Source organism: Bradyrhizobium sp. CCBAU 51745, from assembly GCF_028128715.1.
Lineage (GTDB): Bacteria > Pseudomonadota > Alphaproteobacteria > Rhizobiales > Xanthobacteraceae > Bradyrhizobium > Bradyrhizobium manausense.
On the sequence record NZ_LBJP01000083.1, the window covers coordinates 81,315 to 105,201 of the forward strand.

Sequence of the window (23,887 nt, forward strand, 5' to 3'; positions counted from 1 at the left end):
CATGCGGAGCATCAAGCAGCCGGGTGTGCCCGTCACTGAACGTATCCAATGGGTGGAGGCGAGGGGACGCGCCTTTTCGTTCAGGCTTGAGGCGGGCCTGCCGCTGCTCGAAGCCGCGCGCCGCGGTTTTGCTGCCGAAGGATTTGCCGGCGGCGTGCTGAATTTCGGTCAGGGCGCACTCGGACCGTTCGGCTATGTCATGCCGGCGCTGTCGAAGACGGGCGAGAATGCAGCGTTCTACAGCGATACCTATCGGCCCGCGGGCGTGACACGCACCAAGCTCGGCAGCATGACGTTGGGATCGCGCGACGGGGCGCCGTTCTTTCACTGCCACGGGCTCTGGACCGAGGCGGACGGCAAGGCGAGCGGCGGCCACATGTTGCCGGACGAGATTATCATCGCCGAGCCGTTCGAGGTGCAGGCCTTCGGCGTGGATGGCGCAATGTTCATCGTCGAGCCCGACCCCGAGACCAATTTCAAGCTGTTCGGGCCTGTCGCAGCCGCAAGCATAGGCGCGCGTACGAGCGGCCGCGCCTTTGCCCTGCGGCTGCGCCCCAACCAGGATTTTGCTGGCTGTCTCGAAGCCTTCTGCCGCGCACACGGCATCGCGCGCGCCAAAATCCACGGCGGCGTCGGTTCGACCGTCGGCGCGCGCTTTACCCATGGCGGTGTGACCGAGCCGTTTGCCACGGAGCTCGCGATCACAAACGGGACGATCGCGCCTGGCGCGTCCGGCGCGCTGGAAGCCGCGCTTGACGTTGCCCTGATCGACTACACCGGCGGCATCGCCGAGGGCCGCCTGATCCGCGGCGACAATCCCGTGCTGATGACCATGGAGCTGGTGCTGGAGGCGCTGGAGTAGGCTCTGCGCCCAAGGGCGGTACAAGATACCTCTTTGCAATCCAATTGTTCCTGTTATGTTCTTATCTGGGTGGAGGAGCGGAGCGGCAATGGCGCGGAAGGGCTATCGGACGATCAATCTGCCTGCGCCGTATCTGAGGCGAGTCTGGCTCGATCCGTCGCAAGTTCGCGATCGCGAGATGTATCCGTTTTGCTTGCCCATCTTTCCGGATGATTTCGAACTCAATTTCGAGGCGCGCATCACGATCATCGTTGGGGAGAACGGCACCGGGAAGTCGACGGTCCTGGAGGGCATCGCAGCGCTGGCCGGCTACGACGATGCCGGTGGAGGCAAAGGATACATGCCGGTCGATCACTCCGAGGCGCGCGAGAAGATGGGCGGCCAGCTCTCCACGGCTTTGCGCGCAAGTTGGCTGCCGAAGATCACCAACGGCTGGTTTTTTCGCGCCGAGAGTTTTTTCTCGGTCGCGCGATATCTGGACAAGGCCGCGCGTGATGCTGGTCAGGTCGGTCCCGATTTCCTGTCGCACTCGCACGGCGAAGGCTTCCTCCGCTTTTTCGAAGAACGCTGCCAGCGCCAGGGCATTTTTATCTTCGACGAGCCGGAATCCGCGCTGTCGCCGGCGCGGCAGATCGAGTTTTTGAAGCTGCTGCGACGTATGGACGACTCTCGCATCTGCCAGGTCGTCATGGCGACCCATGCGCCGTTGCTGATGGCCTATCCCAATGCGCAGCTGCTGCGGCTCGGCAAATACGGACTCGAGCCTGTTACAGTGGAGCAGACAGATCACTACAGGGTGATGCGCGAGTTCTGCGCAAACCCACGCGGATTCGTCGAGGCGACGCTGGCAGAGTAGGCGATCCGTCACCACGGGCTGGCGCGCATTTTTGCCATGGCGAGATATGTCGATTCACTGATGCCTGACGTCCCCGAGCTCGATCCCTGGTAGAGGTCGAGCACGGGCGAGTAGGTTTGGCTGGCGTTCTTCGCGTCATACATGGCCGAGAAGCGGCTGAGCAGTTTTGCAACTTTCGTGGGATCTCCGAGGTCTTTGAGATTGAGGTACTTCTCCACGATCTTGGCCTGCTGATCGATCTGCATCGAGGCCATCTGATCGGGCAAGTCGAAGGTGGTTCGGAACACCTCCGAGAGCGCCTTGTCGGCGAGAATGTCGTAGGCGGATGTGATGTGTCCCGCCATGCGCTGGAAATACAGTGCGAGGCGCACGCCCGGATTGGCATCGCCCTGCTGCTGCTCCAGGCTTTGCTCGAGATAGTTCTTCTGCGTTGCCAGGAATTGATCGCGCTTTTGCGGACCCTCCATCGCAAGGCGCGCGACGTTGCCGTCCTTGTCGAAATTGAACGATGCTGCGATCTCGGCAAAGCGAGGATCGCTTTCCGTGTCTGCGAAGCTCTTGGGGTCATTCAGATCGGAAGCAAAAATTTTCTTGAGATAGGTGGTGCTCACCTTTGCGGGGTCCAAACCCTTGGCGACCAGGATGAAGTCGACCAGCTTCCTGTTCGCGAGCAGATCGGAAACGCTCTTGATGCCGCCGATCGCCTGTTGATAGTCCGAGGCGTCCTTCTGTGCCTGCACCTTGATCTTCGGCTGGGCCTGCGGGCTTGCAAATTTCAGTTTCGCAATGACGTAGTTCTTCGCGATATCGAGGATTTCGGCTGGATCCTGGGCCGCCAGAGGGGTGGTCAGATTGCCTTTGGCGTCGAAATTGAAGGCACGCGCGAGCTTGACATAGCGATCGTCCTTGAGCGTATAGACATAGCTCTTGGGATCGCTGAGGTCGCTTTCGAGGACAGCCTTCACGGTCGATTGCGACACTTGTGTGGGATCGAGGCCGACGGCAGCCAACGCAAAACCATACGCGCCCGGTATGGAGACCAGCGCCTGCAGTGAAGTCACGCTCGGGATGGCTTTTCTGAATTGCCCGATCAGCACAGCTTCCTGTAGCGGGCTGGCCGCCGCATAGACCGCCGACTTGCTGTCGTCGAATCTCTTGTTGGTGCTGGCAAGGTTTGCAGCGGTCTGTGCCGGGGTCCCCGGTGGAAGCGAGCCGTCGGCTGAAAAATCGAACGCGGCGGCGAGATCCATGAACCCGCCGGTCGTCGCGATCGCGTCGTTGGTGCTGGATATGCTGCTCACGGCCGACTGCAGGCGATATCTTTCGACCAGGATCTGGACCTTCAATTGATTGACGTCGGCGCCGGGCTGCGACAGTTGCGTCGTGTAGTCGGCGATCTTCGTGCTGGCGTCCGCTGCATCCGATTTGGCCTGGGCAAGCTGCGCGTTCAGGCCATCCAGCTTGGACGAGAAAGTGACGTTGACGTAGCTGTTCGGATCTGACGGGTCGCTGGTCAGGACCTGCTTGATCGTGTCGCGCGACCATTTGCTCTGGTCGATGCCGAATGCCGAGGCGACATAGTTGCGGAGACGATCGTCGCTCAGAATCTGGCCGACGCTGGTCACGGTGCCAATTTTGGCATTGTAGTATTTCGCGTCGGCGGCAATGGCATCGACGTTGCTCTTCATGGCTGCGGTGTACAGCCCGATCATGTCCTCGGTCTGGCTTTCCGATTGCGCGACTTTCGTTGTGCCGCCGCCGAAGGAGAAGGCCGCGGCGAATTCCCGGTAACGCTTGTCGATCAGCGTGTTGGCGAAGCTCCTGGGGTCCGAGAGATCACTCTGCAGCACCTTCTTCATGAAGGCCTTGGCGTAGGCCATGTCTTCCAGACCATAGGCTTTCGTGACGTAGTGATACAGGCGATAGTCCTTCATCAGATCGTCGACGCTGTGCACCTTGCCGATGTTGGCCTTGTAGTAAGCAGCTTCCCGCGAGACGTCCGACTGCTGCGCCACCCGCGTCAGCGACTGAGTGAGATTGCGCGCGATATAGCTGTAGTTGAAATAGGTGGACACCATGGGCATTCCTGACGGCGAGGCTGGGCTTGTCGAGGAGGCCTGGACGTCCGTCAGTCATTGCCGGGTCGCGAGGCAGGGACTGGCCTCATGCCAGCACGCAGAAACATTGTTTCGGTTCATTACTGCGATTCTGGGCGACAACTTTAGGTATTTCTTGCGTCGAAGGGCCGCATCGTCAGAGCGCTTCCGCAAGCCTCCCGCAAGCAAGCGCGCGTAAGCTCATCCCTTGGTATTGCAGTCGCGCATGTCTTCGCCGTCTCGCGGCACGTCGTGCCCGAGCTTTGCGGTGGTCATCGCCCTCAAGAGTGCCGAGGGCGCAGGGAAGGCCGGGAGCCGGCTGGCACCCGCGGTCCACTGTGCGATAGTCTGCGCTACAAAAGGCTGCACAGCGGCATACAGGTGAAGCCAGGACATCCCGGCCTTCCCTGCGCAGTGGTTGGAACGGCTTATATCGTGCTCTCCCCGGGGAGCGATGCACTATTGCCCCCGTCGCCTCGCGGATGGCTGATGTGCACGCCCGATTGGACATCGCACATCACCACGAGACTTGGCGCACAGACTCCGGGCGCCAGGACCACACGATTTTGCCGTACGCAGGCTGCACCGGTCGTTTGCGCGACGGTCTTCGCTCACGGTTTCCCGCCCTGCGAGGACCTTCGCGCCAATGCCGCCTGCGTCCACCACATCCCACCCGCGTGTCGTGACGATCGCGATACGCCCCTCGGACCGGGCAGGGTGGATCCTGTATGCGTCATTTCCGAATTCGAGTAAAGCGAATTATTTGCACGGCAAGCATTGACCGAGCGGTGGTGTGTTTTGCCCGTCGGGCAACGCCGCGGATGGTGGGAGAGCGTAATGCGTAGGGCGGATTAGCGAAGCGTAATCCGCCGCCTTTGGCCCTGCGGATGCCAACAGAGGTGGATTACGCTTCGCTAATCCACCCTACGTTCCCGCATAAGGCGGCCGCGATCTCATCCATCTGTGCGAACATGTAGTCGGGCGAAAGCGCCTGTAACGCGGACGACGCGGCATAGCCCCAACTGACCGCGCCGCAGGCAACACCCACCGCGCGCGCCGCCTCGATGTCGCGGACCTCGTCGCCGATGGAAATGACTTTTTTCGGAACGGCTTCGGCGCGCCGGATCACACGGCGGAATTTCGCGGCCTTGCCGAACAACGACGCGGCGCAGTCGAAATGCTGGAAGAGCGCGGCCGACGCACCGAGCTTTTGCCGCGCGTTGACCTCGCTGTCCGACGTCACCAGCGCAAGCTGCACGCCGTTCTCCGCGAGCGTCCGCAGCATCGCATCAGTGCCGGCAAACAGCGGAATCTCTGCGGCCGCTTCGCCCTTCAGCCGCCGGGCATAGCGCGCGATCGCGGGCAGCTTCCACACGGGCACTTCGAGCCGGGAGAGGATCTCCCGCGTCGAGGCATGCCTGAGCTCCTCGATATCCTCATCCCGCACGCGACGAAAGCCGAAGCGGTCGGCGACGTCGTTGATGGTGCGCAGGAACCAGGGGAAGCTGTCGACGAGGGTGCCGTCGAGGTCGAAGATGGCGAGGGAGTAGGGCATGAAGGGAGGCTACTAGCCGATAGCCGGGCTTGCGGATGATTTGGCCGAGGATGCGGCGCGTCGCACATGCTCATTGGCCCACTCTGCAAATGCAATACGCGACGCCGAGTCAGCGAAAACCCTGGCTGGAATAAAAAAGCCAATCCGTGCGTCGTACCAGAGCGCGACCAGCGTATCAGTATCCTTCACCGCTGCAATCGCATTCCAGAGCACCCGGCTTTCGGTACCCGGAGTCCTAACGATTATCGAGACATCATCAAAAATAACTTGCCACGTCTTCTGCGCGGCTCCACGCATCTCGAACAATTTGTCGAACATTCGGCGATTGCACCAGCCCATCACGAAGAATGCGAAGAAATACCCCAGCATGAACCATAGTAACGATCCGAATGCCGCGCCCGACGTCGTCCGACCTCGATCCACGGCTGTGCAGGCCCAAACGATGATCAGGAAGATCGCGACGAGTGGCGCACCAGCGCTGATGCGCTTGTCAATGAGAGCCCCGAGCTGTTTACCAGTAAGATTTGCAAAAGCGCGGTCTTCGGCTCTGGTGACTTGAAATTCGAAATGAAAGCCGCTTGCTTCAGTTGCGTTGCTCAAATCTGATCTCCCGACGGCGAAATCAGAGCAGTACAGCAAGGATCAGCAACTAACCAGAGGTTGCTGATGGACGAACTAAGTATTGTGGCACGGACGATGCTCAGAACATGGCGAGAGATTAGGGCCCTAGGATTTCCAAACCGTCTGCTCGCTCCAGCCGAGTTCGGCGAACTCGGCAGCCCGCAGCGGGGCCTCCCCTTCTGCGAAGAATTCATCGAGCTGTGGCGGTGCGACCGACGTTTCCGACAGCATGGCGTGGGCCTGTCCGCGATGGTGGATCTGATGCTGGAACAGATGCATCAACAGCCGGTCTCGGCGTTCGGTCTGGACGCGCGTGTCGCGGTTGATCCGGACCATGCCCTCCAGAAGCTCTGGTGTCAGCGCATCGCAGATGACGATCAAGCGTCGGTCCATGGCGCCTTGAGCCGCTTTCAGCGCAGCAAGTGAGGGGTACCGCACCTCGTTTGCCCAGGCGCGTGGTCCGAGCCAGCCGCCCTCGAGCGCATCGATGTAGAAGAGATCGATGACGTAGAGGTGGTTCAGCGTGCGTTGAATGCTCGGGAAGAAGCCGGTTCGCGGGGCTTCGAACTCGGCTTGGCTGAGACCGGCGCAGGCGGTCAGCAGGCGATGGTTCGCCCAGGCATTGTTGTAGGCGAAGGCGCGATAGGTTTGAACGAGGCCTGCGGACATGTCGGCTTCCCGAATCTCGCTTCTCACAAGAAGGGCAGCGGCGGATTACGCTTCGCTAATCCGCCCTACGGCTCCAACATTTACTCCGCCGCCTCACTCGTGCTCCTTCGCTTCGGCTTGCGCGCCTTCTTCAGCACCGGCTCCAGGAACCTGCCGGTGTAACTGCGTTGCGCTTTCACGATGTCTTCCGGCGGGCCCCAGGCGACGATCTCGCCGCCGCCGTCGCCGCCTTCGGGGCCGAGGTCGATGACCCAGTCTGCCGTCTTGATGACTTCGAGATTGTGCTCGATGACCACGACGGTGTTTCCCTGCGCGACCAGCTCGTGCAGCACCTCCAGGAGCTTCTTGACGTCGTGGAAGTGCAGGCCGGTGGTCGGCTCGTCCAGGATGTAGAGCGTGCGGCCGGTGGCGCGCTTTGACAGCTCTTTTGCCAGCTTGACGCGCTGGGCTTCGCCGCCTGAAAGAGTCGTCGCCTGCTGGCCAACATGGATGTAGTCCAGGCCGACGCGGTGCAGCGTCTGGAAAGTCTCGCGCACGCGCGGCACCGCCTTGAAGAACTCGGCGGCTTCCTCGACGGTCATGTCGAGCACGTCGGCGATGCTCTTGCCCTTGAACAGGACCTCCAGCGTCTCGCGGTTGTAGCGCTTGCCTTTGCAGACGTCGCAGGTGACGTAGACGTCGGGCAGGAAGTGCATCTCGATCTTGATGACGCCGTCGCCCTGGCAGGCCTCGCAACGGCCGCCCTTGACGTTGAAGGAGAAGCGGCCGGGCTCGTAGCCGCGGGCCTTGGCTTCAGGCAGCCCAGCAAACCATTCCCGGATCGGCGTGAAGGCGCCGGTATAAGTCGCCGGATTCGAGCGCGGGGTACGGCCGATCGGCGACTGGTCGATGTCGATGATCTTGTCGATATGCTCGAGGCCCTCGATGCGGTCGTGCGGGGCGGCGCCTTCGCTGGCGTTGTTGAGCTTGCGCGCGATGGCCTTGTAGAGCGTATCGACGAGGAGCGTCGACTTGCCGCCGCCGGAGACGCCTGTCACGGCGGTGAACAGGCCGAGCGGAATCTCCGCGGTGACGTTCTTGAGATTATTGCCGCGCGCGTTCACCACCTTGATGGTGCGGCGATGGTTCGGCGGACGCCGTTCCGGCACCTCGACCTCGAGCTCGCCGGTCAGGTACTTGCCGGTGAGCGATTTCGGGTTGCGCATGATCTGTTCGGGCGTGCCTTCGGCGACGATGTTGCCACCGTGCATGCCGGCGCCGGGGCCGATGTCGAGCACGTAGTCTGCGAGGCGAATGGCGTCCTCGTCATGCTCGACCACGACCACGGTATTGCCGAGGTCGCGAAGCCGCTTCAGCGTGTCGAGCAGGCGCGCGTTGTCGCGCTGGTGCAGGCCGATCGACGGCTCGTCCAGCACGTAGAGCACGCCCGTCAGGCCCGAGCCGATCTGCGAGGCCAGGCGAATGCGCTGGCTCTCGCCGCCGGACAGCGTGCCGGAGGAGCGGGACAAGGTGAGATAGTTGAGGCCGACGTCGAGCAGGAAGGTCAGGCGCTCGCGGATTTCTTTCAGGATGCGCCCGGCGATCTCGTTCTGCTGCGCGTTCAGCGCATCAGGCACGGTCTCGAACCAGGCGCCGGCGCCCTTCACCGACAGCTCCGAGATCTCGCCGATATGCTTGCCGCCGACCTTGACGCAGAGCGCCTCAGGCTTCAGCCGGAAGCCATTGCAGGCGCCGCAGGGTACGTCGTGGAAATATTTTGCGAGCTCCTCGCGCGCCCATTCGCTCTCGGTTTCGCGGTAGCGGCGGTTGATGTTGGTGATGACGCCTTCGAACGGCTTCTTGGTGTCGTAGGAGCGCACCCCGTCCTCGTAAGAGAACTTGATCTCGTCCTCGCCGGAGCCATGCAGGATGGCGTTCTGCGTTTTCTTCGGCAGATCCTTCCATTTTGTGGTGAGCGTGAACTTGTAGTGCTTGCCGAGCGCGGTCAGCGTCTGCACGTAATAGGGCGACGACGACTTGGCCCAGGGCGCGATCGCGCCCTTGCCGATGGCGACCTCCTTGTCGGGGATGACCAGATCCTCGTCGACATGCTGCTCGACGCCGAGGCCGCCGCAGGCCGGGCAGGCGCCATAGGGGTTGTTGAACGAGAACAGGCGCGGTTCGATCTCGGGAATGGTGAAACCGGAGACCGGGCAGGCGAACTTTTCCGAGAACAGGATGCGCTCGGGTCCGCTCTTGTCATGGATCTTGGCCGTCTTCTTTTTCTCTTCGACCGGCGTCGCTGCCGGCGCGTCGGCGAACTCGACGACGGCGAGGCCCTCGGCGAGCTTCAGCGCTGTCTCGAAGCTTTCGGCGAGGCGCTGGCCGATATCGGCGCGCACCACGATGCGGTCGACCACGACGTCGATGTCATGCGGGAATTTCTTGTCGAGCGCAGGCGCTTCCGCGAGCTCATAGAAGGTGCCGTCGATCTTGACGCGCTGAAAGCCCTTCTTGAGCCATTCGGCGAGCTCCTTGCGGTACTCGCCCTTGCGGCCGCGCACGACGGGGGCGAGCAGATAGAGGCGGGTGCCCTCGGGCAGCGCCAGCACGCGGTCGACCATCTGCGAGACGGTCTGGCTCTCGATCGGCAGGCCCGTGGCCGGCGAATAGGGCACGCCGACGCGGGCCCAGAGCAGGCGCATGTAGTCGTAGATCTCGGTGACGGTGCCGACCGTCGAGCGTGGGTTCTTCGACGTCGTCTTTTGCTCGATCGAGATCGCCGGCGACAGGCCGTCGATCTGGTCGACGTCGGGCTTCTGCATCATCTCCAGGAACTGGCGGGCATAGGCCGAGAGCGATTCGACGTAGCGGCGCTGGCCCTCCGCGTAGATGGTGTCGAAGGCGAGCGAGGATTTGCCGGAGCCGGAGAGGCCGGTGAATACCACGAGCTTGTCGCGGGGAATCTCGACGTCGATGTTCTTGAGGTTGTGCTCGCGCGCGCCACGAATCGTAATTGCGCGCAGGCTGGAGCCCGCGTTCTGTTGTTGGCGCTTCGCCTTGATCACTTCATCCATCCGGTTTGCCCTCAAGGAATCCCAAAGCTACGCGATCGCGCCAACGTTTAAGGCGCGCTTCGCCCGGAACCGGGATCGGCGCCAATGGGGTTCTGAGCGAACGTAGGAAGAACGAAGACGGATTTCCAGTGGGACTTGCGAATCGTCAACGGATTGTTGGCGCACTGGCGGGACTTGGCAGCAGCTACTTGGCAGCAGCTACTTGGCAGCAGCTCATGGCAATGGCCTTGGCTGGAACAACAAAAAGGCCGGCGCGAGGCCGGCCTTTCGTGACGATGTGACGTCGGTTGCGAAGATCAGTACTTCGCGACCACCGGGCCGCCGAAGTGATAGTTCACGCCGACCTGCACGGTGTGCAGGTTGAGCGTACCGGTCGGCAAGGCGCCCGAGAAGTAGGTCTCGCCGCCGAGGCTGCGATAGAGGTACTCGCCCTTGACCGACCACTGCGGCGCGAAGAACGCTTCGACGCCTGCGCCGACGGTCCAGCCGGAGTGGAACTTGCTGTCGGAGACCGATGCAGCGCCCAAGGTGGCGGTGAGCTTGTTGTCGATCCAAGCGTAACCGCCGGTGCCGTAGAACAGAACGTTGTTAACGGCATAGCCGATGCGGCCCCGAACGGTGCCCAGCGCGTCAGTCTTCGAGGTCAGAGAGGCCGGAACGCCACCGACGCCGGGAACGAAAACCGTACCCGTGGCCGTAGCGCTGACGTCAGCCCAGGCGCCATCGGCCTCGACACCGAACACGACGTTGCCGGTCTGCCAGTTGTAGCCGGCGGTGCCGCCGACGAAGCCACCCTTCATCTTCGGGTCGCCAGAAGCAGCTTCCCAGGCGCCGCCACCGACGATACCGAGATAGAAGCCGGTCCAGTCGTAGACCGAGGCCACGGCCACGGGAGCCTTGGTGTAGGGGCGCGCCGCCAGATCGGCAGCCGAAGCGGCGCCGGTGAGGGCGATCAGAGCGGCCGAAGCCAACAAAACCTTCTTCATTTTCAACTTATCCCAGTCCCAGTTTCTGTTGTTGCCTTCCGCAAGATCGGAAGGGCATCGGACGCTGTGGTCCAACTGGTGCCGTGCTTACACCACCAAAGCTGCAAGTTGCGTCTCTCAAAAGCCACAACAAATACAAAATGTAAGACCGGCTGACCCATGGTTCCCGTCGGGAACAGAAAAGCGAAAGGCCGGCGCGAGGCCGGCCTTTGTTCTCAAACGATTTCAGGTGGATCAGTATTTCGCGATGACCGGGCCGCCCCAGCGATAATTGAGGCGGACAAGACCCATGTCGACATTCTGGCTGATGCGATCGGTCTGGAATGCGGTGCCACCGGGCGCGTTGAGCGTCAGAGTCCTGCTGCCCAGGAAGACGTGGTCGTACTCAACGCCCACCGACCAGTTCGGCGCGAAGCCGAACTCGAGGCCGGCGCCAACCGTGCCGCCCCAGCGGTTGTCGCTGGCCGAGGCGAGCAGGGTGCCGGCTCCGGCGAATCCGGGCGCGGTGTAGATATTGAACTTGTCGGCGACCACGGCACCGCCGCCCTTCACGTAGAACAGCACGTTGTTCCAGGCGTAGCCAATCTGGCCCGTGATCAGGCCGAAGGCGTCGATCTTCGAGCGGTTGCGTTGGGTCGGGATGAGGGTGCTGACATTGTCGCCGGAGAAGTCGGCCCAGTTGCCCTGGCCTTCGAGGCCGAACACCCAGTTGGCCGATTGCCAGCGATAACCGATCTGGCCGCCAACCGTGCCGCCAGTGGCATTGTGGCAACCCTCGCCGAACAGGGTGCCGGTGGTCGGTGCGACGAAGTCCCAGCATTTGTGGCTCGATCCGCCGCCGCCGTTGATGCCGATGTAGAAGCCGCTCCAGTCGTAGATGGTGGCGACCATCGGCGGCGGCGCCTTGGTGTAGGGACGTGCCGCAAGATCGGCAGCACTCGCCGGTGCTGACAAGCCCAAGGCAACAATACCAATTGTACCAAACAGAATTTTCTTCATTGCAGTCTCCCCAGTGTCGTCCGCTCCAGAAGTCCCCTGAAGCGGTCAATCAGGCGCGACGCCCATCATTGAACCAATTCCGACTCAACCGTAGTCCAACCGGGCGGCCGAGTCCGTCTCTGGAATGCAACAGTCGCCAGGCAATTGATCTGGGCGTAACCTAATGAATGTTAATCATTTTTTTTCCTGCGCCGGTTCCAATTCATGGCGGCGTGCATAGCGGCATGAGTCGCTGTTTGCACGCTTGGGTCGCGCTATTTCGAGAGGAACAAATCTGGAACGAATGTTCGATCGATGCTATATGTGGGGATAACCGAGGGTGTGCCGGGCCGATCGGCCCCTGTAAGCGTATAGGGTCGGCTTAACAGGCGGCGGCGCGGGCGCGCCTTCGAAATTCAGTGGCATTTGGAGTGGAGAGCGGCGATGGCGGGAAGCGTCAACAAGGTCATTCTGGTCGGAAATCTCGGCAAGGATCCGGAAATCCGCCGCACCCAGGACGGGCGGCCGATCGCGAATCTGAGCATCGCGACGTCCGAGACCTGGCGCGACAAGAACACCGGCGAGCGCAAGGAGAAGACCGAGTGGCATCGTGTCGTGATCTTCTCCGAGCCGCTTTGCAAGATCGTCGAACAGTATCTGAAGAAGGGCGCCAAGGTTTACGTCGAGGGCGCGCTACAGACCCGCAAGTACACCGACCAGAGCGGCGTCGAGAAGTATTCGACCGAGGTCGTGCTGCAGGGATTCAACTCGACCCTGACGATGCTCGACGGCCGCGGCGGTGGCGGAGGAGGCGGCAGCTTCGGCGATGAGGGTGGCGGCGATTTCGGCTCGTCCGGTCCGGTCAGCAGCGCACCGCGTCGCCCCGTGGCCGCTGGCGGCGGCGGCCGCAACAACGACATGGACGACGATATCCCGTTCTAGGCCAAGCGGGTTTTTGCGCCGCCTTTGCCTCGCTCGCCTAAAGAGGCAGATTTTCTTACCAATTGGCGGGCCAAGCTCGGCTTTCCGGGCTGGCCTGATGTGTTGCCTCAAATTCACGTCGTGCCTGGTCTGCCGCTCGCGGTCTGGCGGGCGCATACCCACCTCGTGACCGATCACCGGCGGATCATGATCCTGATGTTTGCAGGCGCGCTGGTGGTGGCGGGACTGTTCACGCTGCTGCCCGGGCGCATCATGCACCACGTGGTTTTCGGGACTTGAGCGCTGGTTCCCGGCGGCTCACCGAGACCACGCCCCTGATGGTGCCGAGCTGGGCGTAAGCCTCTGGAAAAACAGTCGGAAAAAGCGCTGTCCTGCCCCCCGCAAGGGTGGTTATCGGGGCCTCGATGCGCTATATGATTCCCAGATAAACCTCACCGGATTCCCCCTTGGCTGACGACGACAACAAGCCCGGCGACCAGCCGGCGCAACCCTCGGACATTCGCCCCGTCTCGATCTACGAGGAGATGAAAAAGTCCTACCTCGATTACGCCATGAGCGTGATCGTGTCGCGGGCGCTGCCTGATGCGCGCGACGGGTTGAAGCCCGTGCACCGCCGCATCCTGTTCTCCATGAACGAGGAAGGCTACACGCCCGACAAGAAGCACAAGAAGTCGGCCGGTATCGTCGGCGACGTCATGGGCCAATACCATCCGCATGGTGACCAGGCGATCTATGACGCGCTGGTGCGCATGGCGCAGCCTTTCTCGATGCGCGAGCTGCTGGTGGACGGGCAGGGCAATTTCGGCTCGGTCGACGGCGATCCGCCGGCGGCGATGCGCTACACCGAGTCGCGGCTGACCAAGATCGCGCTCAAGCTGCTCGACGACATCGACAACGAGACGGTCGACTTCCAGGACAACTATGACGGTTCGACCAAGGAACCCGTGGTCCTGCCGGCGCGGTTCCCCAACCTGCTGGTCAACGGTGCGGGTGGCATTGCGGTCGGCATGGCCACCAACATCCCGCCGCACAATCTCGGCGAGGTCATCGACGCCTGCCTGGCGCTGGTCGACAATCCGTCGCTGACCATCGACGAGCTCAACAACATCATCCCGGGCCCCGACTTCCCGACCGGCGGCATCATCCTCGGACGCCAGGGCATCCGCAGCGCCTATCATCTCGGCCGCGGCTCCATCGTGATGCGCGGCAAGGTGGAGTTCGAGACGATCCGGAAAGAGCGCGAAGCCATCGTCATCACCGAGATCCCGTACCAAGTGAACAAGGCGACGATGGTCGAGCGCATCGCCGAGCTCTACAAGGAAAAGAAGATCGAGGGCATCGCCGATCTGCGCGACGAATCCGACCGCGACGGCTACCGAGTCGTGGTCGAGCTCAAGCGCGATGCCGTGCCCGACGTGGTGCTGAACCAGCTCTATAAATTCACGCCGCTGCAGACGAGCTTTGGCGTCAACGCCGTCGCGCTCGACTCGGGCCGCCCGCAGACGATGAACCTGAAGGACATGCTGACGATCTTCGTCGGCTTCCGCGAGCAGGTCATCACCCGCCGCACCAAATACAAGCTGCGCAAGGCGCGCGAGCGGGCGCATGAGCAGGTCGGCCTCGCGATCGCGGTCGCCAATATCGACGAGATCATCAAGGTGATCCGGACCTCGCCGACGCCGGCCGCCGCCCGCGATACCCTGATGACGCGCGACTGGCCGGCCCGTGATGTCGAGGACATCATCACGCTGATCGATGACCCGCGCCATCGCATCAACGAGAACGGCACCATCCGCCTGTCGCTGGACCAGGCCAAGGCGATCCTGGAACTGCGTCTGGCGCGCCTGACTGCGCTCGGTCGCGACGAAATCGGCGACGAACTGTCAAAGCTCGCCGGCGAGATCGGCGAATATCTCGATATCCTGCACTCACGCGCCCGCATCCTCGACATCATCAAGACCGAGCTTGCGGAGGTGAAGGCCGAGTTCGCCACCCCGCGCCGCACCGTGATCATGGAGCAGGAAGGCGAGGTCGAGGACGAGGACCTGATCCAGCGCGAGGACATGGTGGTCACCGTCTCGCACGCCGGCTATGTCAAGCGCGTGCCGCTGTCGGCCTATCGCGCCCAGCGCCGCGGCGGCAAGGGCCGCTCCGGCATGCAGACCCGGGACGAGGACTTTGTCAGCCGGCTCTTTGTCGCGTCGACTCATACGCCGGTCCTGTTCTTCTCGTCGCGCGGCCAGGTCTACAAGGAGAAGGTCTGGCGGCTGCCGATGGCAGCTCCCAACGCGCGGGGCAAGGCGCTGATCAACATCCTGCCGCTGGAGCAGGGCGAGCGCATCACCACCATCATGCCGCTGCCCGAGGATGAATCCACCTGGGGCCAGTTGGACGTGATGTTTGCCACCACAGGCGGCAACGTTCGCCGCAACAAGCTGTCCGACTTCGTCGACGTTCGCCGCTCCGGCATCATCGCAATGAAGCTCGACGACGGCGAAGCGATCGTCGACGTGCAGATTTGCACCGAGCATGACGACGTGCTGCTGACCGCGGCCGGCGGCCAGTGCATCCGTTTCCCGGTCCCCGACGTGCGCGTGTTCACCGGGCGCACCTCGATGGGCGTGCGGGGCATTGCGCTTGGCGAGGGTGACAAGGTGATCTCTCTGGCGATCCTGCGCCATGTCGAAACCACTTCGGACGAGCGTTCGGCCTATTTGAAGATGCGCCGCGCAGTCGCCGGCGAAGCTGCAGCCGAGGAGCCGGCAGCGGACGCCGAGGGCGAGGAGACCTCCGGCAGCTTCCAGCTCGCGCAGGAGCGCTATGCCGAGATGTCGGCGGCCGAGCAGGTCGTGCTCACCGTCTCCGTCAACGGCTATGGCAAGCGGACCTCGTCCTACGAGTACCGCACGACGGGCCGCGGCGGCAAAGGCATCGTCGCCATGAGCGTCAACAACCGCAACGGCAACCTGGTCGCGTCCTTCCCCGTCGAGGACGCGGATCAGATCATGCTGGTCACCGACAAGGGCCAGCTGATCCGCTGCCCGGTCGAAGGCATCCGCATCGCCGGCCGCTCAACGCAGGGCGTGATCGTGTTCGACACCGCCGAGGACGAGCATGTCGTCTCGGTCGAGCACATCACGGAAGAGGCGGAGAGCGGCAATGGCGAGAACGGCAACGGGGCGTAACGTATGCAGCGCGCCATTGGTTACCTGTTTGCCGTCCTTCTGGCCGTCACTTTTGCGACCAGCGCGTCTGCCGCTGATGTCAGGGTGATGATCTCAGCCGGGTTCTTCGCCGTGTATGAAGAGCTCGGTCCAGCCTTCGAGAAGTCGACGGGACACAAGCTCATCACGACGCGCGGCCCTTCGGTCGGTGATTCACCGGAAGCCATTCCGACGCGCCTGTCGCGCGGCGAGGAGGCCGACGTCGTGATCATGGACGGCATTGGCGTCGATCTGCTGGACCAGAAGGGACTGACGCGCGCGGGCAGCCGGGTGCCCTTGGCGGAATCGTTCATCGGCATGGTGGTGCGGGCCGGACAACCCAAGCCCGACATCAGCACGATGGATGCGCTTCGCAAGACGCTGCTTGCGGCGAAGTCCATCGCCTATTCGGACAGTTCCAGCGGGACTTATCTGTCGACGATCGGATTCAAGAAGCTCGGCGTCGCCGATGAGATCTCCGGCAAAACCCGCAAGGTGCGCGGCCCGCCGTCAGGTGAACCGGTCGCTGCCGTGGTCGCCCGCGGTGAGGCAGAGATCGGCTTCCAGCAAGTCCCGGAGCTGATCCACGTGCCGGGAATCGATTTCGTGGGCACCGTGCCGTCCGAGGTTCAGCCACCGACACTGTATGTCGGTGCCTTGCCCAGGAATTCACAACAGTCCGACGCCGCGATGGCCTTGTTGCGCTTCCTGTCTTCCGCGGATGCTGCCACGGTGATCACCAAGTCCGGAATGAGGCCTTTGCCGCACTGAGCAGACTATGAGGCGGTCGCAAATCCGTCGCCCGGATGGAGAGAGGCACTGGATAGACGGCGATCACATTGCCCTGCGCGCATTTCCCGCCGATTCTGGGCAGAAATTGCAGTGCCATTTTGACGCGTTTCGGCCGTGGCTGGGTGAAACGACAATAGCCCCGAAGCCCGGACGTTGCCTGCCGTTGCGCGGAATCCCGGATTACGCTTGCGCTCCATCCGGGCTACCACTTGGCCTAGATCTCCAGCTCCGTGCCGAATTCCACGACCTGCTTGGTCGGCACGCCGAAGAACGCCGCTGAGCGTTCGGCGTTGCGCTGCAGGAAGGCAAACAGGCCTTCGCGCCAGACCCACATGCCAGGGACGTCCTCGCGCGGGATGATGGTCTCGCGGCCGACGTAATAGGTGATGTCGGCGAGGTCGATGCCGGGCAGCTTGCCTTGGCGGCACGTGAGGGTCAGGCCTTCGTAGATGGTCGGATTCTGCATGAAGCCATAATGCAGGATCACGCGGGTGATGCCGGGAATGATCTCGATCACCTCGGCCCGATCCTCGTCGGGGACATGCGGGGATTCCTCGATCAGCACGGTGACCAGCAGCACGCGTTCATGCAGCACGCGGTTGTGCTTGACGAACTGCGTGAGCGCCAGCGGCACGCCTTTCGGGGCCGAGGCCAGGAACACCGCTGTGCCGGGCAGGCGCGCGCTGCACTTGTTGACCGCGGTCTCGATCAGGTCCTCCTCGGGCTGTCGCAGCCTTGCCCGCGCGGCCTCGACCAGTTTCACGCCGGCCCGCCAGGTCAGCATGACGAAGGCAACGAGGCCGGCGAGCAGCAGCGGAAACCAGCCGCCCTCGAACAGCTTGATCGAGTTGGCCGCGAAGAAGATCATGTCGATGACGAAGAAGAAGCCGTTCACGGCCACCACCAGCCACGGCGAAAAACCCCACTGGATCGCGACCAGGGCCGCAAGCAGCGTGGTGATCGCCATCAGCAGCGACACCGCGATGCCATAGGCGCCGGCGAGTGCGTCCGAGGTGCCGAAGCTCAGCACAGCGCCGAGCGTTGCGGCGGCGAGCAGCCAGTTCACCAGCGGCACGTAGATCTGGCCGATCGCGTCGCTCTGCGTGTGGCGGATCTGCATGCGCGGCAGGAAGCCGAGCTGGATCGCCTGCTGGGTCAGCGAGAACACGCCGGAGATGATCGCTTGGGAGGCGATCACGGTCGCAATGGCCGAGAACGCGACCAGACCGTAATGCAGGAAGTCAGGGCAAAGCTGGAAGAACGGATTCTCGATCATCGAGGGATCGGTGACCAGCAGCGCAGCCTGGCCGAAATAGTTCAGCACCAGCGCCGGCAAGCAGATCGCGAACCAGGCGAGCCGGATCGGCAGACGGCCGAAATGCCCCATATCGGCATACATCGCCTCGCCGCCTGTCACCGCGAGGAAGGCCGCGCCGAGGATCGCGAAGGAGATCTGGAAGTCCTGATGGATCAGGAAGTCGAAGGCATAGAACGGGCTGAGCGCGGCCAGCACGGCCGGCGCCTTGAGGATGCCGTGGATGCCGAGCGCGGCCAGCACGATGAACCAGGCCAGCATGACCGGGCCGAAGATGCGGCCGATGAAGCCGGTGCCTTGCTTTTGCATCACGAACAGGCCGACCAGGATGGCGATGGTAACGGGCACGACCACGGGCGAGAGCGAGGGCGCGTCGACCTTGAGGCCTTCGATGGCCGATAGCACCGAGATGGCCGGCGTAATCGCGCCATCGCCGTAGAGCAGCGCCGCGCCGACCAGGCCGACGACGAGCAGGTGCGCGCGCCAGGTCCCGGGCTGGGCGTGGCGGGCATGCAGCAGCGCCAGCAGCGCAACGATGCCGCCTTCGCCGCGGTTGTCCGCGCGCAGGATCAACAGCGCATATTTCAGCGAGATGATCAGCAGCAGGGCCCACAGGATCAGCGAGGCGACGCCGAGCACAGCATCCTGTGTCACTGTGCCGCCATGGGCGGCCGCCTTGGCGGCTTCCTTCAGGGCATAGAGGGGGCTGGTGCCGATATCGCCATAGACCACCCCGAGGGCGCCCATGGTCATGGCAAGCGGAAGCGGATTGGGATGATGGCCGGAAGCGACGGCGGGCGTACTGGACAATTGCAAACCCTTCGATGGGAATCGCACCCGTCGGGTCATTCCGACGGGCGCGCGTCAACCACTCTGCGACGAGACGTCGCAAATTGCCATGGGATTTCTATCGGGGTTTCTATCGGAGCTTGTGCCGGCGTTTATGACGCCAGCCTGACAAGTCGCCTAAGGGGTGCGGTCTGCCGTGACCAGGCGCGCAACGCGGACGTCGGTCTTGGTGCCGGCGCGGCGCAGGCAGGACGCCTCGAAGTTCGGCCACGCCTGCTGCGAGCAATCCCTGCCGATGGCCTTGATGTCGAGCCGGTCGGCCTTGGCCAGCGGTTGCGGCACGCTCGCTTCAACGGTGGGAGCAAAGCCGGGCAGCAGGGTGAGGGCTGCAGCAACACACGCAGCAACAGCGATCGCTGAAAGAGCCTTGATCATTGACGGTCCCCTGTGATGCGGCCGCTACGCCCAATATGCGGCCCGTCATTCGTTGGCTGGATTAGTAACCATGCCCAGCTTCCGGACGTCTTCGCCGATGCCGGAAATGGTTTCGTGCGCATCCGGTTGTGTGTCGTGGACGCCCCCAGGACGAAACAAACCGGCCCGTTCCGACTCGAAATGCCGGAAAAATCGGCAGGATACGGGCAGGGAACCGGCCCGGCTTGCCGGGCAGGGCCGGGCGAGGTAGGACGGGCCATGCCGCGCATTGCTTTTTACCCAGGTTCCTTCGACCCCATCACCAACGGCCATCTGGACGTGGTCCGGCATGCCGTCCCCCTGTGCGACAGGCTTGTTGTCGCTATCGGCGTTCATCCCGGGAAGAAGCCGCTGTTCTCGACCGAGGAGCGGCTGAAAATGCTGCATGATGTCTGCGGGCCGGTGGCAGCCCATGCCGGTTGTACGTTGGAGACCACCACCTTTGACGATCTCTCGGTGACCGCCGCCCGCAAGCATGGTGCGACCATCATGATCAGAGGTTTGCGCGACGGCACCGACCTCGACTACGAAATGCGGCTCGCAGGCATGAATGAGGCCATGGCGCCGGAGGTGCATACGGTCTTCCTGCCGGCATCCCCCATGGTCCGCCCGATCACCGCCACACTGGTGCGACAGATCGCGGGTATGGGTGGTGACGTGTCGGCCTTCGTGCCGCCGCTCGTTGCATCCTTGCTCAAGGCCAAATTCGCCTGATAACGGCGCACTTCTTCATCTCATCTGATCCGGAGCTTTCATGAACCGTCGTTTCGCAATCCTTGCCACGATGTTTGTCGCGCTTATTGGCGCGGCCCCGGCCGTGGCGCAGCAGCTGCCGGCCAATCTCGACAAGGCCAATGCGCTCGTCATCGACACCACAAAGGGCCGCATCGTCATCAAGCTCAGGACCGACCTGGCGCCGCAGCACGCCGAGCGCCTCAAGCAGCTGGCGCGCGAGGGCTTCTACAACAACGTGCCGTTCCACCGCGTGATGGACGGCTTCATGGCCCAGACCGGCGACGGCCAGAACGGCAACGGCACCGGTGGCTCGAAATATCCGAATCTGAAGCAGGAATTCTCCAAGGTTCACTTCGCGCGCGGCATCGTCGGCATGGCACGGCGCGCCGACAGCGTCGATACCGCCAACTCGCAGTTCTTCATCATGTTCGCCGACGGCGGCAGCCTCGACGGCCAGTACACCGTAATCGGCGAGGTCGTGCAGGGCATGGACGTGGTCGACAAGCTGAAGAAGGCACCGGCCGGCTCGCCGAGCGGCACCGTCACCGATCCCGACAAGATGGTGAAGGTGCAGGTCGCCTCCGACATCAAGTAGGAGGGCTCATGGCGCGCCGCGGCGACAGGCTTCTGCTCGCTGCCGCAGCGCTCCTGCTCGCCACCATCGGTGCCGCTGCCGACGACGCGAAGGTCGACACCATCGCGGACATTTCCAGGTACCTGCAAACCTGCTGGAAACCGCCACCCGCCAGCAAGGCTCACCCCATCGACATCACCGTCATCGTGAGCTTTAACCGGAGTGGAAACATTTTGGGCCATCCGCGAATTTCCTATGAATCCGCGGATGCCACCGACGAAGACCGGCTGCAGTACCGCATCGCGGTGATGGAGACATTGCAACGCTGCACGCCGTTGCCATTTACCGATGCAATGGCCGGCGCGGCCGCGGGACGTCCCTTCGCGATCCCGATCCGTCGCCGGAAGACTTCACCTCCAACACAAGAGAGACGAGCATGAGCGTCACCGAAAACACATTGATCCTCGAGACCACGCAGGGCCCCGTCACCATTGAGATGCGTCCGGACCTCGCGCCCGGCCATGTCGCCCGCATCAAGGAGCTGGTCCGTGAGGGCTTCTACGACGGCATCGTGTTCCATCGCGTGATCGAGGGCTTCATGGCCCAGACCGGCTGCCCGCACGGCACCGGCACCGGCGGCTCCGGCAAGAAGCTGAAGGCCGAGTTCAACAAGGAGCCGCACGTGCGCGGCACCGCCTCGATGGCGCGCGCGGCGAGCCCGGATTCCGGCGACAGCCAGTTCTTCATCTGCTTCGACGATGCCCGTTTCCTCGACAACCAATACACGGTGTGGGGCAAGGTCACCGAGGGCATGGAGAACGTCGACAAGATCAAGCGCGGCGAGCCGGTCCAGAACCCGGACAAGATCGTCAAGGCGCGGATGGCGGCCGATAAGGAATAGGCATCTGTCGTCGTTCCGGGGCGGCTCGCAGAGCCGAACCCGGAACCTCGAGATTCCGGGTTCGCGCCTTGCGCGCCCCGGAATGACGTCATAGCGGACCATGCGCACCGACCTCTTCGATTTCGACCTGCCGCCGGAGCGCATCGCCTTGCGCCCGGCCAGTCCCCGCGACTCCGCGAAAATGCTGGTCGTGGAGAACGGCGCGCTGTGCGACCAGACCATTGCGGATCTGCCGCACTGGCTGAAGCCGGGCGACCAGCTCGTCGTCAACGACACCAAGGTGATCGCGGCGCAGCTCAAGGGCCGTCGCATCGGCCGGGAGACCGAGCCGAAGATCGAGGCGACGCTGATCAAGCGGCTCGACGGCTCGCGCTGGCAGGCGCTGGTGAAGCCCGCCAAGAAGCTCATACCCGGCGACCGCATCCGCTTCGGCAATGAGGGCAAGGTCTGCCTGCTCGGCCATCTCGATGCCGAGGTCGAGGCCAAGGGGATGGAAGGCGAGGTGACGCTTGGCTTCTCGTTCCATGGGCCCGCGTTGGACCAGGCGATCGCCGATCTCGGCAGCCCGCCGCTGCCGCCCTACATCGCTTCCAAGCGCACTCCTGACGATCAGGATCTCGCGGACTACCAAACGATGTTCGCGACGAACGAAGGCGCGGTGGCTGCGCCGACCGCGGGGCTGCATTTCACCCCGGCGCTCGAACAGGCGCTACGCGACCGCGGCGTCGGCATCGTCAGGGTCACGCTGCATGTCGGGGCAGGGACGTTCCTGCCGGTGAAGGTCGATGACACCGACGCTCACAAGATGCATGCCGAGTGGGGGACGATCTCCGCCGAGATTGCGGAGCGGCTCAACAGCGCGCGAAAAAACGGCGGCCGCATCATCGCCGTCGGCACCACGTCATTGCGGCTGCTGGAAAGCGCCACCACCGAGGACGGCACCATCCAGCCGTTCGCGGCCGAGACCTCGATCTTCATCACGCCCGGCTATCGTTTTCGCGCGGTCGATATTCTGATGACGAATTTCCATCTGCCGAAGTCGACGCTGTTCATGCTGGTGTCGGCGTTCGCGGGGCTGGGTACGATGAAGCAGGCCTATGCGCATGCGATCGCGAACGGGTACCGGTTCTATTCGTATGGGGACGCGTGTCTTCTGTTTCGGGCAGTGCCGTAGTGCAGTAGGGTGGGCAAAGCGAAGCGTGCCCACGTCTTTCTTGAATCCGGATAAGAACGGTGGGCACGGCGCTTCCGCGCCTTTGCCCACCCTACGAGGCCTGTTCTTACAGCTCCGGTTACGCCATCACCCGCTGCGGCAGGAGCTCCGCGATCTGCACGGCGTTCAGCGCGGCGCCCTTGAGCAGCTGATCGGCCGCCACGAACATCGAGATCGAATGGCCGGAGGGGTCGCTGAGGTCCTTGCGGATGCGGCCGACCAGGACATCGTCCTGGCCCGAGGCGTCGATCGGCATCGGGAAGTAGTTCTTGAGACGGTCGTCGACGACCTTCACGCCTGGCGCCTGCGCCATGAGGCTGCGGACCTGGTCCTCGGTGATCGGCCTCTCGCATTCGAAGGTGATGGCCTCGCAATGGGCGCGCAGCACCGGCACGCGGACGCAGGTGACGCCGATCGCGATATTCTCGTCCTCGAAGATCTTGCGGGTTTCCTTGATGACCTTGGTCTCTTCGTCGTTGTAGCCGGTCTCGGGATCGACGGCCGTGTTGTGGTTGAAGAGATTGAACGCGTAGGGGTGCGGCATCACCTTGGGCGTGTAGACCTGCCCGTTGAGATTGGCGCGGGTCGACTCGACGAGCTCGTCCATTGCGGCCGCGCCGGCGCCGGAGGCGGCTTGATAGGTCGAGATGATCACGCGCTTGATGCGGTTCTTCTGATGGATCGGCCAGAGCGGCACCAGCGCGGTGATCGCGGCGCAGTTCGGGTTGGCGATGATGCCCTTGTGGTCGCGGATACGGCCAGCGTTCACTTCGGGGATGACCAGCGGCACGTTCGGATCCATGCGGAAGGCTGAGGAGTTGTCGACGACGACCGCGCCGGCCTTGACCGCGATGGGCGCGAACCTCTTCGAGATGCCGCTCCCGGCGGAGAACAGCGCGATGTCGACGCCCTCGAAGGCGCGCTCGGTCAATTCCTCGATGATGATGTTCTGGCCGCGGAACGATACCGTCTTGCCGGCGGAGCGGGCGCTGGCAAGCGCCTTGAGCTTGCCGACGCGAAAGCCGCGCTTGTCCATGGTGGCGATGAATTCGGCGCCCACCGCACCGGTGACGCCGACAATCGCGACGACGGGATCGTTACTCACTTTGTCCTCCATTGCATTTCGGTTGAGCTGGGATTCAGGCAACAAAAAAGCCCCGGACCATCATGGGCGGGGCTTCGGCAGAGCTTGATGCGTTTTAGTCGACGACTATGCGCGCACGCCTCCCCGGGCCCCGAAGGCCGTGGTGGTTTTGGTCGTGCGTTTGGT

General features: G+C 63.1%; 21 protein-coding genes. 11 read left to right on the forward strand and 10 right to left on the reverse strand.

What is annotated here, in order from left to right; translation table 11 throughout:
• The first annotated feature begins 1 nt into the window (after position 1).
• Together XH98_RS24120 and XH98_RS24125 are read left to right on the forward strand one after the other, a co-directional pair.
• Positions 2 to 862: a PCC domain-containing protein gene (locus tag XH98_RS24120; protein ID WP_271620133.1), complete on the forward strand. Its 861-nt coding sequence runs from the start codon at positions 2 to 4 to the stop codon at positions 860 to 862.
• A gap of 88 nt (positions 863 to 950) precedes the next feature.
• Positions 951 to 1,718 carry an AAA family ATPase gene (locus XH98_RS24125; protein WP_271601204.1) on the forward strand — a complete coding sequence of 256 codons (768 nt, stop codon included), beginning with the start codon at positions 951 to 953 and terminating at the stop codon, positions 1,716 to 1,718.
• An 8-nt stretch (positions 1,719 to 1,726) separates the two neighbouring features.
• Here the strand turns inward: XH98_RS24125 and XH98_RS24130 are convergent, their stop codons facing one another.
• The 7 genes from XH98_RS24130 to XH98_RS24160 form a co-directional block, all read right to left on the reverse strand.
• Positions 1,727 to 3,796: a DUF1217 domain-containing protein gene (locus XH98_RS24130; protein WP_271620134.1), complete on the reverse strand. Its 2,070-nt coding sequence runs from the start codon at positions 3,794 to 3,796 to the stop codon at positions 1,727 to 1,729.
• A 922-nt stretch (positions 3,797 to 4,718) separates the two neighbouring features.
• Complete coding sequence (locus tag XH98_RS24135) at positions 4,719 to 5,369, reverse strand: HAD-IA family hydrolase (RefSeq protein WP_271601207.1); 651 nt, start codon at positions 5,367 to 5,369, stop codon at positions 4,719 to 4,721.
• A gap of 12 nt (positions 5,370 to 5,381) precedes the next feature.
• Positions 5,382 to 5,969: a YcxB family protein gene (locus XH98_RS24140; protein WP_271601208.1), complete on the reverse strand. Its 588-nt coding sequence runs from the start codon at positions 5,967 to 5,969 to the stop codon at positions 5,382 to 5,384.
• Between the two features lie 126 nt (positions 5,970 to 6,095).
• Positions 6,096 to 6,659, reverse strand: coding sequence for a DinB family protein (locus XH98_RS24145; protein WP_271620135.1), 564 nt, complete (start codon positions 6,657 to 6,659; stop codon positions 6,096 to 6,098).
• Positions 6,660 to 6,739: 80 nt separating this feature from the next.
• Positions 6,740 to 9,715 (reverse strand): excinuclease ABC subunit UvrA, encoded by a 2,976-nt coding sequence (gene uvrA, locus XH98_RS24150; RefSeq protein ID WP_271601210.1) that lies wholly within the window; start codon positions 9,713 to 9,715, stop codon positions 6,740 to 6,742.
• 296 nt (positions 9,716 to 10,011) lie between these two features.
• On the reverse strand, positions 10,012 to 10,701 hold the full coding sequence (locus XH98_RS24155; protein WP_057755681.1) for an outer membrane protein: 690 nt from the start codon (positions 10,699 to 10,701) through the stop codon (positions 10,012 to 10,014).
• Between the two features lie 234 nt (positions 10,702 to 10,935).
• Positions 10,936 to 11,700, reverse strand: a complete 765-nt coding sequence (locus XH98_RS24160) for an outer membrane protein (RefSeq protein WP_271620136.1) — start codon at positions 11,698 to 11,700, stop codon at positions 10,936 to 10,938.
• 423 nt (positions 11,701 to 12,123) lie between these two features.
• On the opposite strand from XH98_RS24160, the gene XH98_RS24165 reads away from it, so the two are divergent.
• The 4 genes from XH98_RS24165 to XH98_RS24180 all read left to right on the forward strand — a co-directional run bounded on the left by XH98_RS24165 (position 12,124) and on the right by XH98_RS24180 (position 16,595).
• Positions 12,124 to 12,621, forward strand: coding sequence for a single-stranded DNA-binding protein (locus XH98_RS24165; RefSeq protein WP_271620137.1), 498 nt, complete (start codon positions 12,124 to 12,126; stop codon positions 12,619 to 12,621).
• Positions 12,622 to 12,720: 99 nt separating this feature from the next.
• Positions 12,721 to 12,900, forward strand: a complete 180-nt coding sequence (locus tag XH98_RS24170) for a hypothetical protein (RefSeq protein ID WP_271620180.1) — start codon at positions 12,721 to 12,723, stop codon at positions 12,898 to 12,900.
• A 167-nt stretch (positions 12,901 to 13,067) separates the two neighbouring features.
• Entirely contained in the window at positions 13,068 to 15,806 is a 2,739-nt protein-coding gene (gene gyrA / locus XH98_RS24175; RefSeq protein WP_271601212.1) for a DNA gyrase subunit A, read from the forward strand.
• A gap of 3 nt (positions 15,807 to 15,809) precedes the next feature.
• Complete coding sequence (locus XH98_RS24180; protein WP_271601213.1) at positions 15,810 to 16,595, forward strand: substrate-binding domain-containing protein; 786 nt, start codon at positions 15,810 to 15,812, stop codon at positions 16,593 to 16,595.
• 235 nt (positions 16,596 to 16,830) lie between these two features.
• Here XH98_RS24180 and XH98_RS24185 read toward each other — a convergent pair whose 3' ends face one another.
• Together XH98_RS24185 and XH98_RS24190 are read right to left on the reverse strand one after the other, a co-directional pair.
• Positions 16,831 to 18,684 (reverse strand): potassium transporter Kup, encoded by a 1,854-nt coding sequence (locus XH98_RS24185; protein WP_271601321.1) that lies wholly within the window; start codon positions 18,682 to 18,684, stop codon positions 16,831 to 16,833.
• Positions 18,685 to 18,897: 213 nt separating this feature from the next.
• Entirely contained in the window at positions 18,898 to 19,155 is a 258-nt protein-coding gene (locus XH98_RS24190; RefSeq protein WP_271601214.1) for a hypothetical protein, read from the reverse strand.
• Positions 19,156 to 19,413: 258 nt separating this feature from the next.
• On the opposite strand from XH98_RS24190, the gene coaD reads away from it, so the two are divergent.
• From coaD to queA, 5 genes are all read left to right on the forward strand, one after another.
• Positions 19,414 to 19,908, forward strand: coding sequence for a pantetheine-phosphate adenylyltransferase (gene coaD, locus XH98_RS24195; RefSeq protein ID WP_271620177.1), 495 nt, complete (start codon positions 19,414 to 19,416; stop codon positions 19,906 to 19,908).
• A 40-nt stretch (positions 19,909 to 19,948) separates the two neighbouring features.
• Positions 19,949 to 20,524, forward strand: a complete 576-nt coding sequence (locus XH98_RS24200; protein ID WP_271620138.1) for a peptidylprolyl isomerase — start codon at positions 19,949 to 19,951, stop codon at positions 20,522 to 20,524.
• 8 nt (positions 20,525 to 20,532) lie between these two features.
• The gene (locus tag XH98_RS24205) at positions 20,533 to 20,943 is read left to right on the forward strand and encodes a hypothetical protein (RefSeq protein WP_057755662.1); all 411 of its coding nucleotides are present in this window, start codon (positions 20,533 to 20,535) and stop codon (positions 20,941 to 20,943) included.
• Complete coding sequence (locus XH98_RS24210; RefSeq protein ID WP_035702663.1) at positions 20,940 to 21,404, forward strand: peptidylprolyl isomerase; 465 nt, start codon at positions 20,940 to 20,942, stop codon at positions 21,402 to 21,404. The genes XH98_RS24205 and XH98_RS24210 overlap by 4 nt, the downstream gene beginning before the upstream one ends.
• 100 nt (positions 21,405 to 21,504) lie before the next feature.
• The gene (gene queA / locus XH98_RS24215) at positions 21,505 to 22,578 is read left to right on the forward strand and encodes a tRNA preQ1(34) S-adenosylmethionine ribosyltransferase-isomerase QueA (RefSeq protein WP_271620139.1); all 1,074 of its coding nucleotides are present in this window, start codon (positions 21,505 to 21,507) and stop codon (positions 22,576 to 22,578) included.
• A 118-nt stretch (positions 22,579 to 22,696) separates the two neighbouring features.
• On the opposite strand, the gene XH98_RS24220 is transcribed toward queA, so the two are convergent.
• On the reverse strand, positions 22,697 to 23,734 hold the full coding sequence (locus tag XH98_RS24220; RefSeq protein ID WP_220004312.1) for an aspartate-semialdehyde dehydrogenase: 1,038 nt from the start codon (positions 23,732 to 23,734) through the stop codon (positions 22,697 to 22,699).
• Positions 23,735 to 23,887: the final 153 nt, after the last annotated feature.

What these genes read in the sequence shown, in the direction of transcription:
- uvrA (WP_271601210.1), bottom strand. Translation starts at nt 9,715, where the DNA reads ATGGATGAAGTGATCAAGGCGAAGCGCCAACAACAGAACGCGGGCTCC.
- XH98_RS24160 (WP_271620136.1), bottom strand. Translation starts at nt 11,700, where the DNA reads ATGAAGAAAATTCTGTTTGGTACAATTGGTATTGTTGCCTTGGGCTTG.
- XH98_RS24165 (WP_271620137.1), top strand. Translation starts at nt 12,124, where the DNA reads ATGGCGGGAAGCGTCAACAAGGTCATTCTGGTCGGAAATCTCGGCAAG.
- XH98_RS24135 (WP_271601207.1), bottom strand. Translation starts at nt 5,369, where the DNA reads ATGCCCTACTCCCTCGCCATCTTCGACCTCGACGGCACCCTCGTCGAC.
- XH98_RS24200 (WP_271620138.1), top strand. Translation starts at nt 19,949, where the DNA reads ATGAACCGTCGTTTCGCAATCCTTGCCACGATGTTTGTCGCGCTTATT.
- XH98_RS24190 (WP_271601214.1), bottom strand. Translation starts at nt 19,155, where the DNA reads ATGATCAAGGCTCTTTCAGCGATCGCTGTTGCTGCGTGTGTTGCTGCA.
- XH98_RS24130 (WP_271620134.1), bottom strand. Translation starts at nt 3,796, where the DNA reads ATGGTGTCCACCTATTTCAACTACAGCTATATCGCGCGCAATCTCACT.
- XH98_RS24205 (WP_057755662.1), top strand. Translation starts at nt 20,533, where the DNA reads ATGGCGCGCCGCGGCGACAGGCTTCTGCTCGCTGCCGCAGCGCTCCTG.
- XH98_RS24155 (WP_057755681.1), bottom strand. Translation starts at nt 10,701, where the DNA reads ATGAAGAAGGTTTTGTTGGCTTCGGCCGCTCTGATCGCCCTCACCGGC.
- coaD (WP_271620177.1), top strand. Translation starts at nt 19,414, where the DNA reads ATGCCGCGCATTGCTTTTTACCCAGGTTCCTTCGACCCCATCACCAAC.
- XH98_RS24210 (WP_035702663.1), top strand. Translation starts at nt 20,940, where the DNA reads ATGAGCGTCACCGAAAACACATTGATCCTCGAGACCACGCAGGGCCCC.
- XH98_RS24185 (WP_271601321.1), bottom strand. Translation starts at nt 18,684, where the DNA reads ATGACCATGGGCGCCCTCGGGGTGGTCTATGGCGATATCGGCACCAGC.
- queA (WP_271620139.1), top strand. Translation starts at nt 21,505, where the DNA reads ATGCGCACCGACCTCTTCGATTTCGACCTGCCGCCGGAGCGCATCGCC.
- XH98_RS24125 (WP_271601204.1), top strand. Translation starts at nt 951, where the DNA reads ATGGCGCGGAAGGGCTATCGGACGATCAATCTGCCTGCGCCGTATCTG.
- XH98_RS24180 (WP_271601213.1), top strand. Translation starts at nt 15,810, where the DNA reads ATGCAGCGCGCCATTGGTTACCTGTTTGCCGTCCTTCTGGCCGTCACT.
- XH98_RS24145 (WP_271620135.1), bottom strand. Translation starts at nt 6,659, where the DNA reads ATGTCCGCAGGCCTCGTTCAAACCTATCGCGCCTTCGCCTACAACAAT.
- XH98_RS24120 (WP_271620133.1), top strand. Translation starts at nt 2, where the DNA reads ATGCGGAGCATCAAGCAGCCGGGTGTGCCCGTCACTGAACGTATCCAA.
- XH98_RS24220 (WP_220004312.1), bottom strand. Translation starts at nt 23,734, where the DNA reads ATGGAGGACAAAGTGAGTAACGATCCCGTCGTCGCGATTGTCGGCGTC.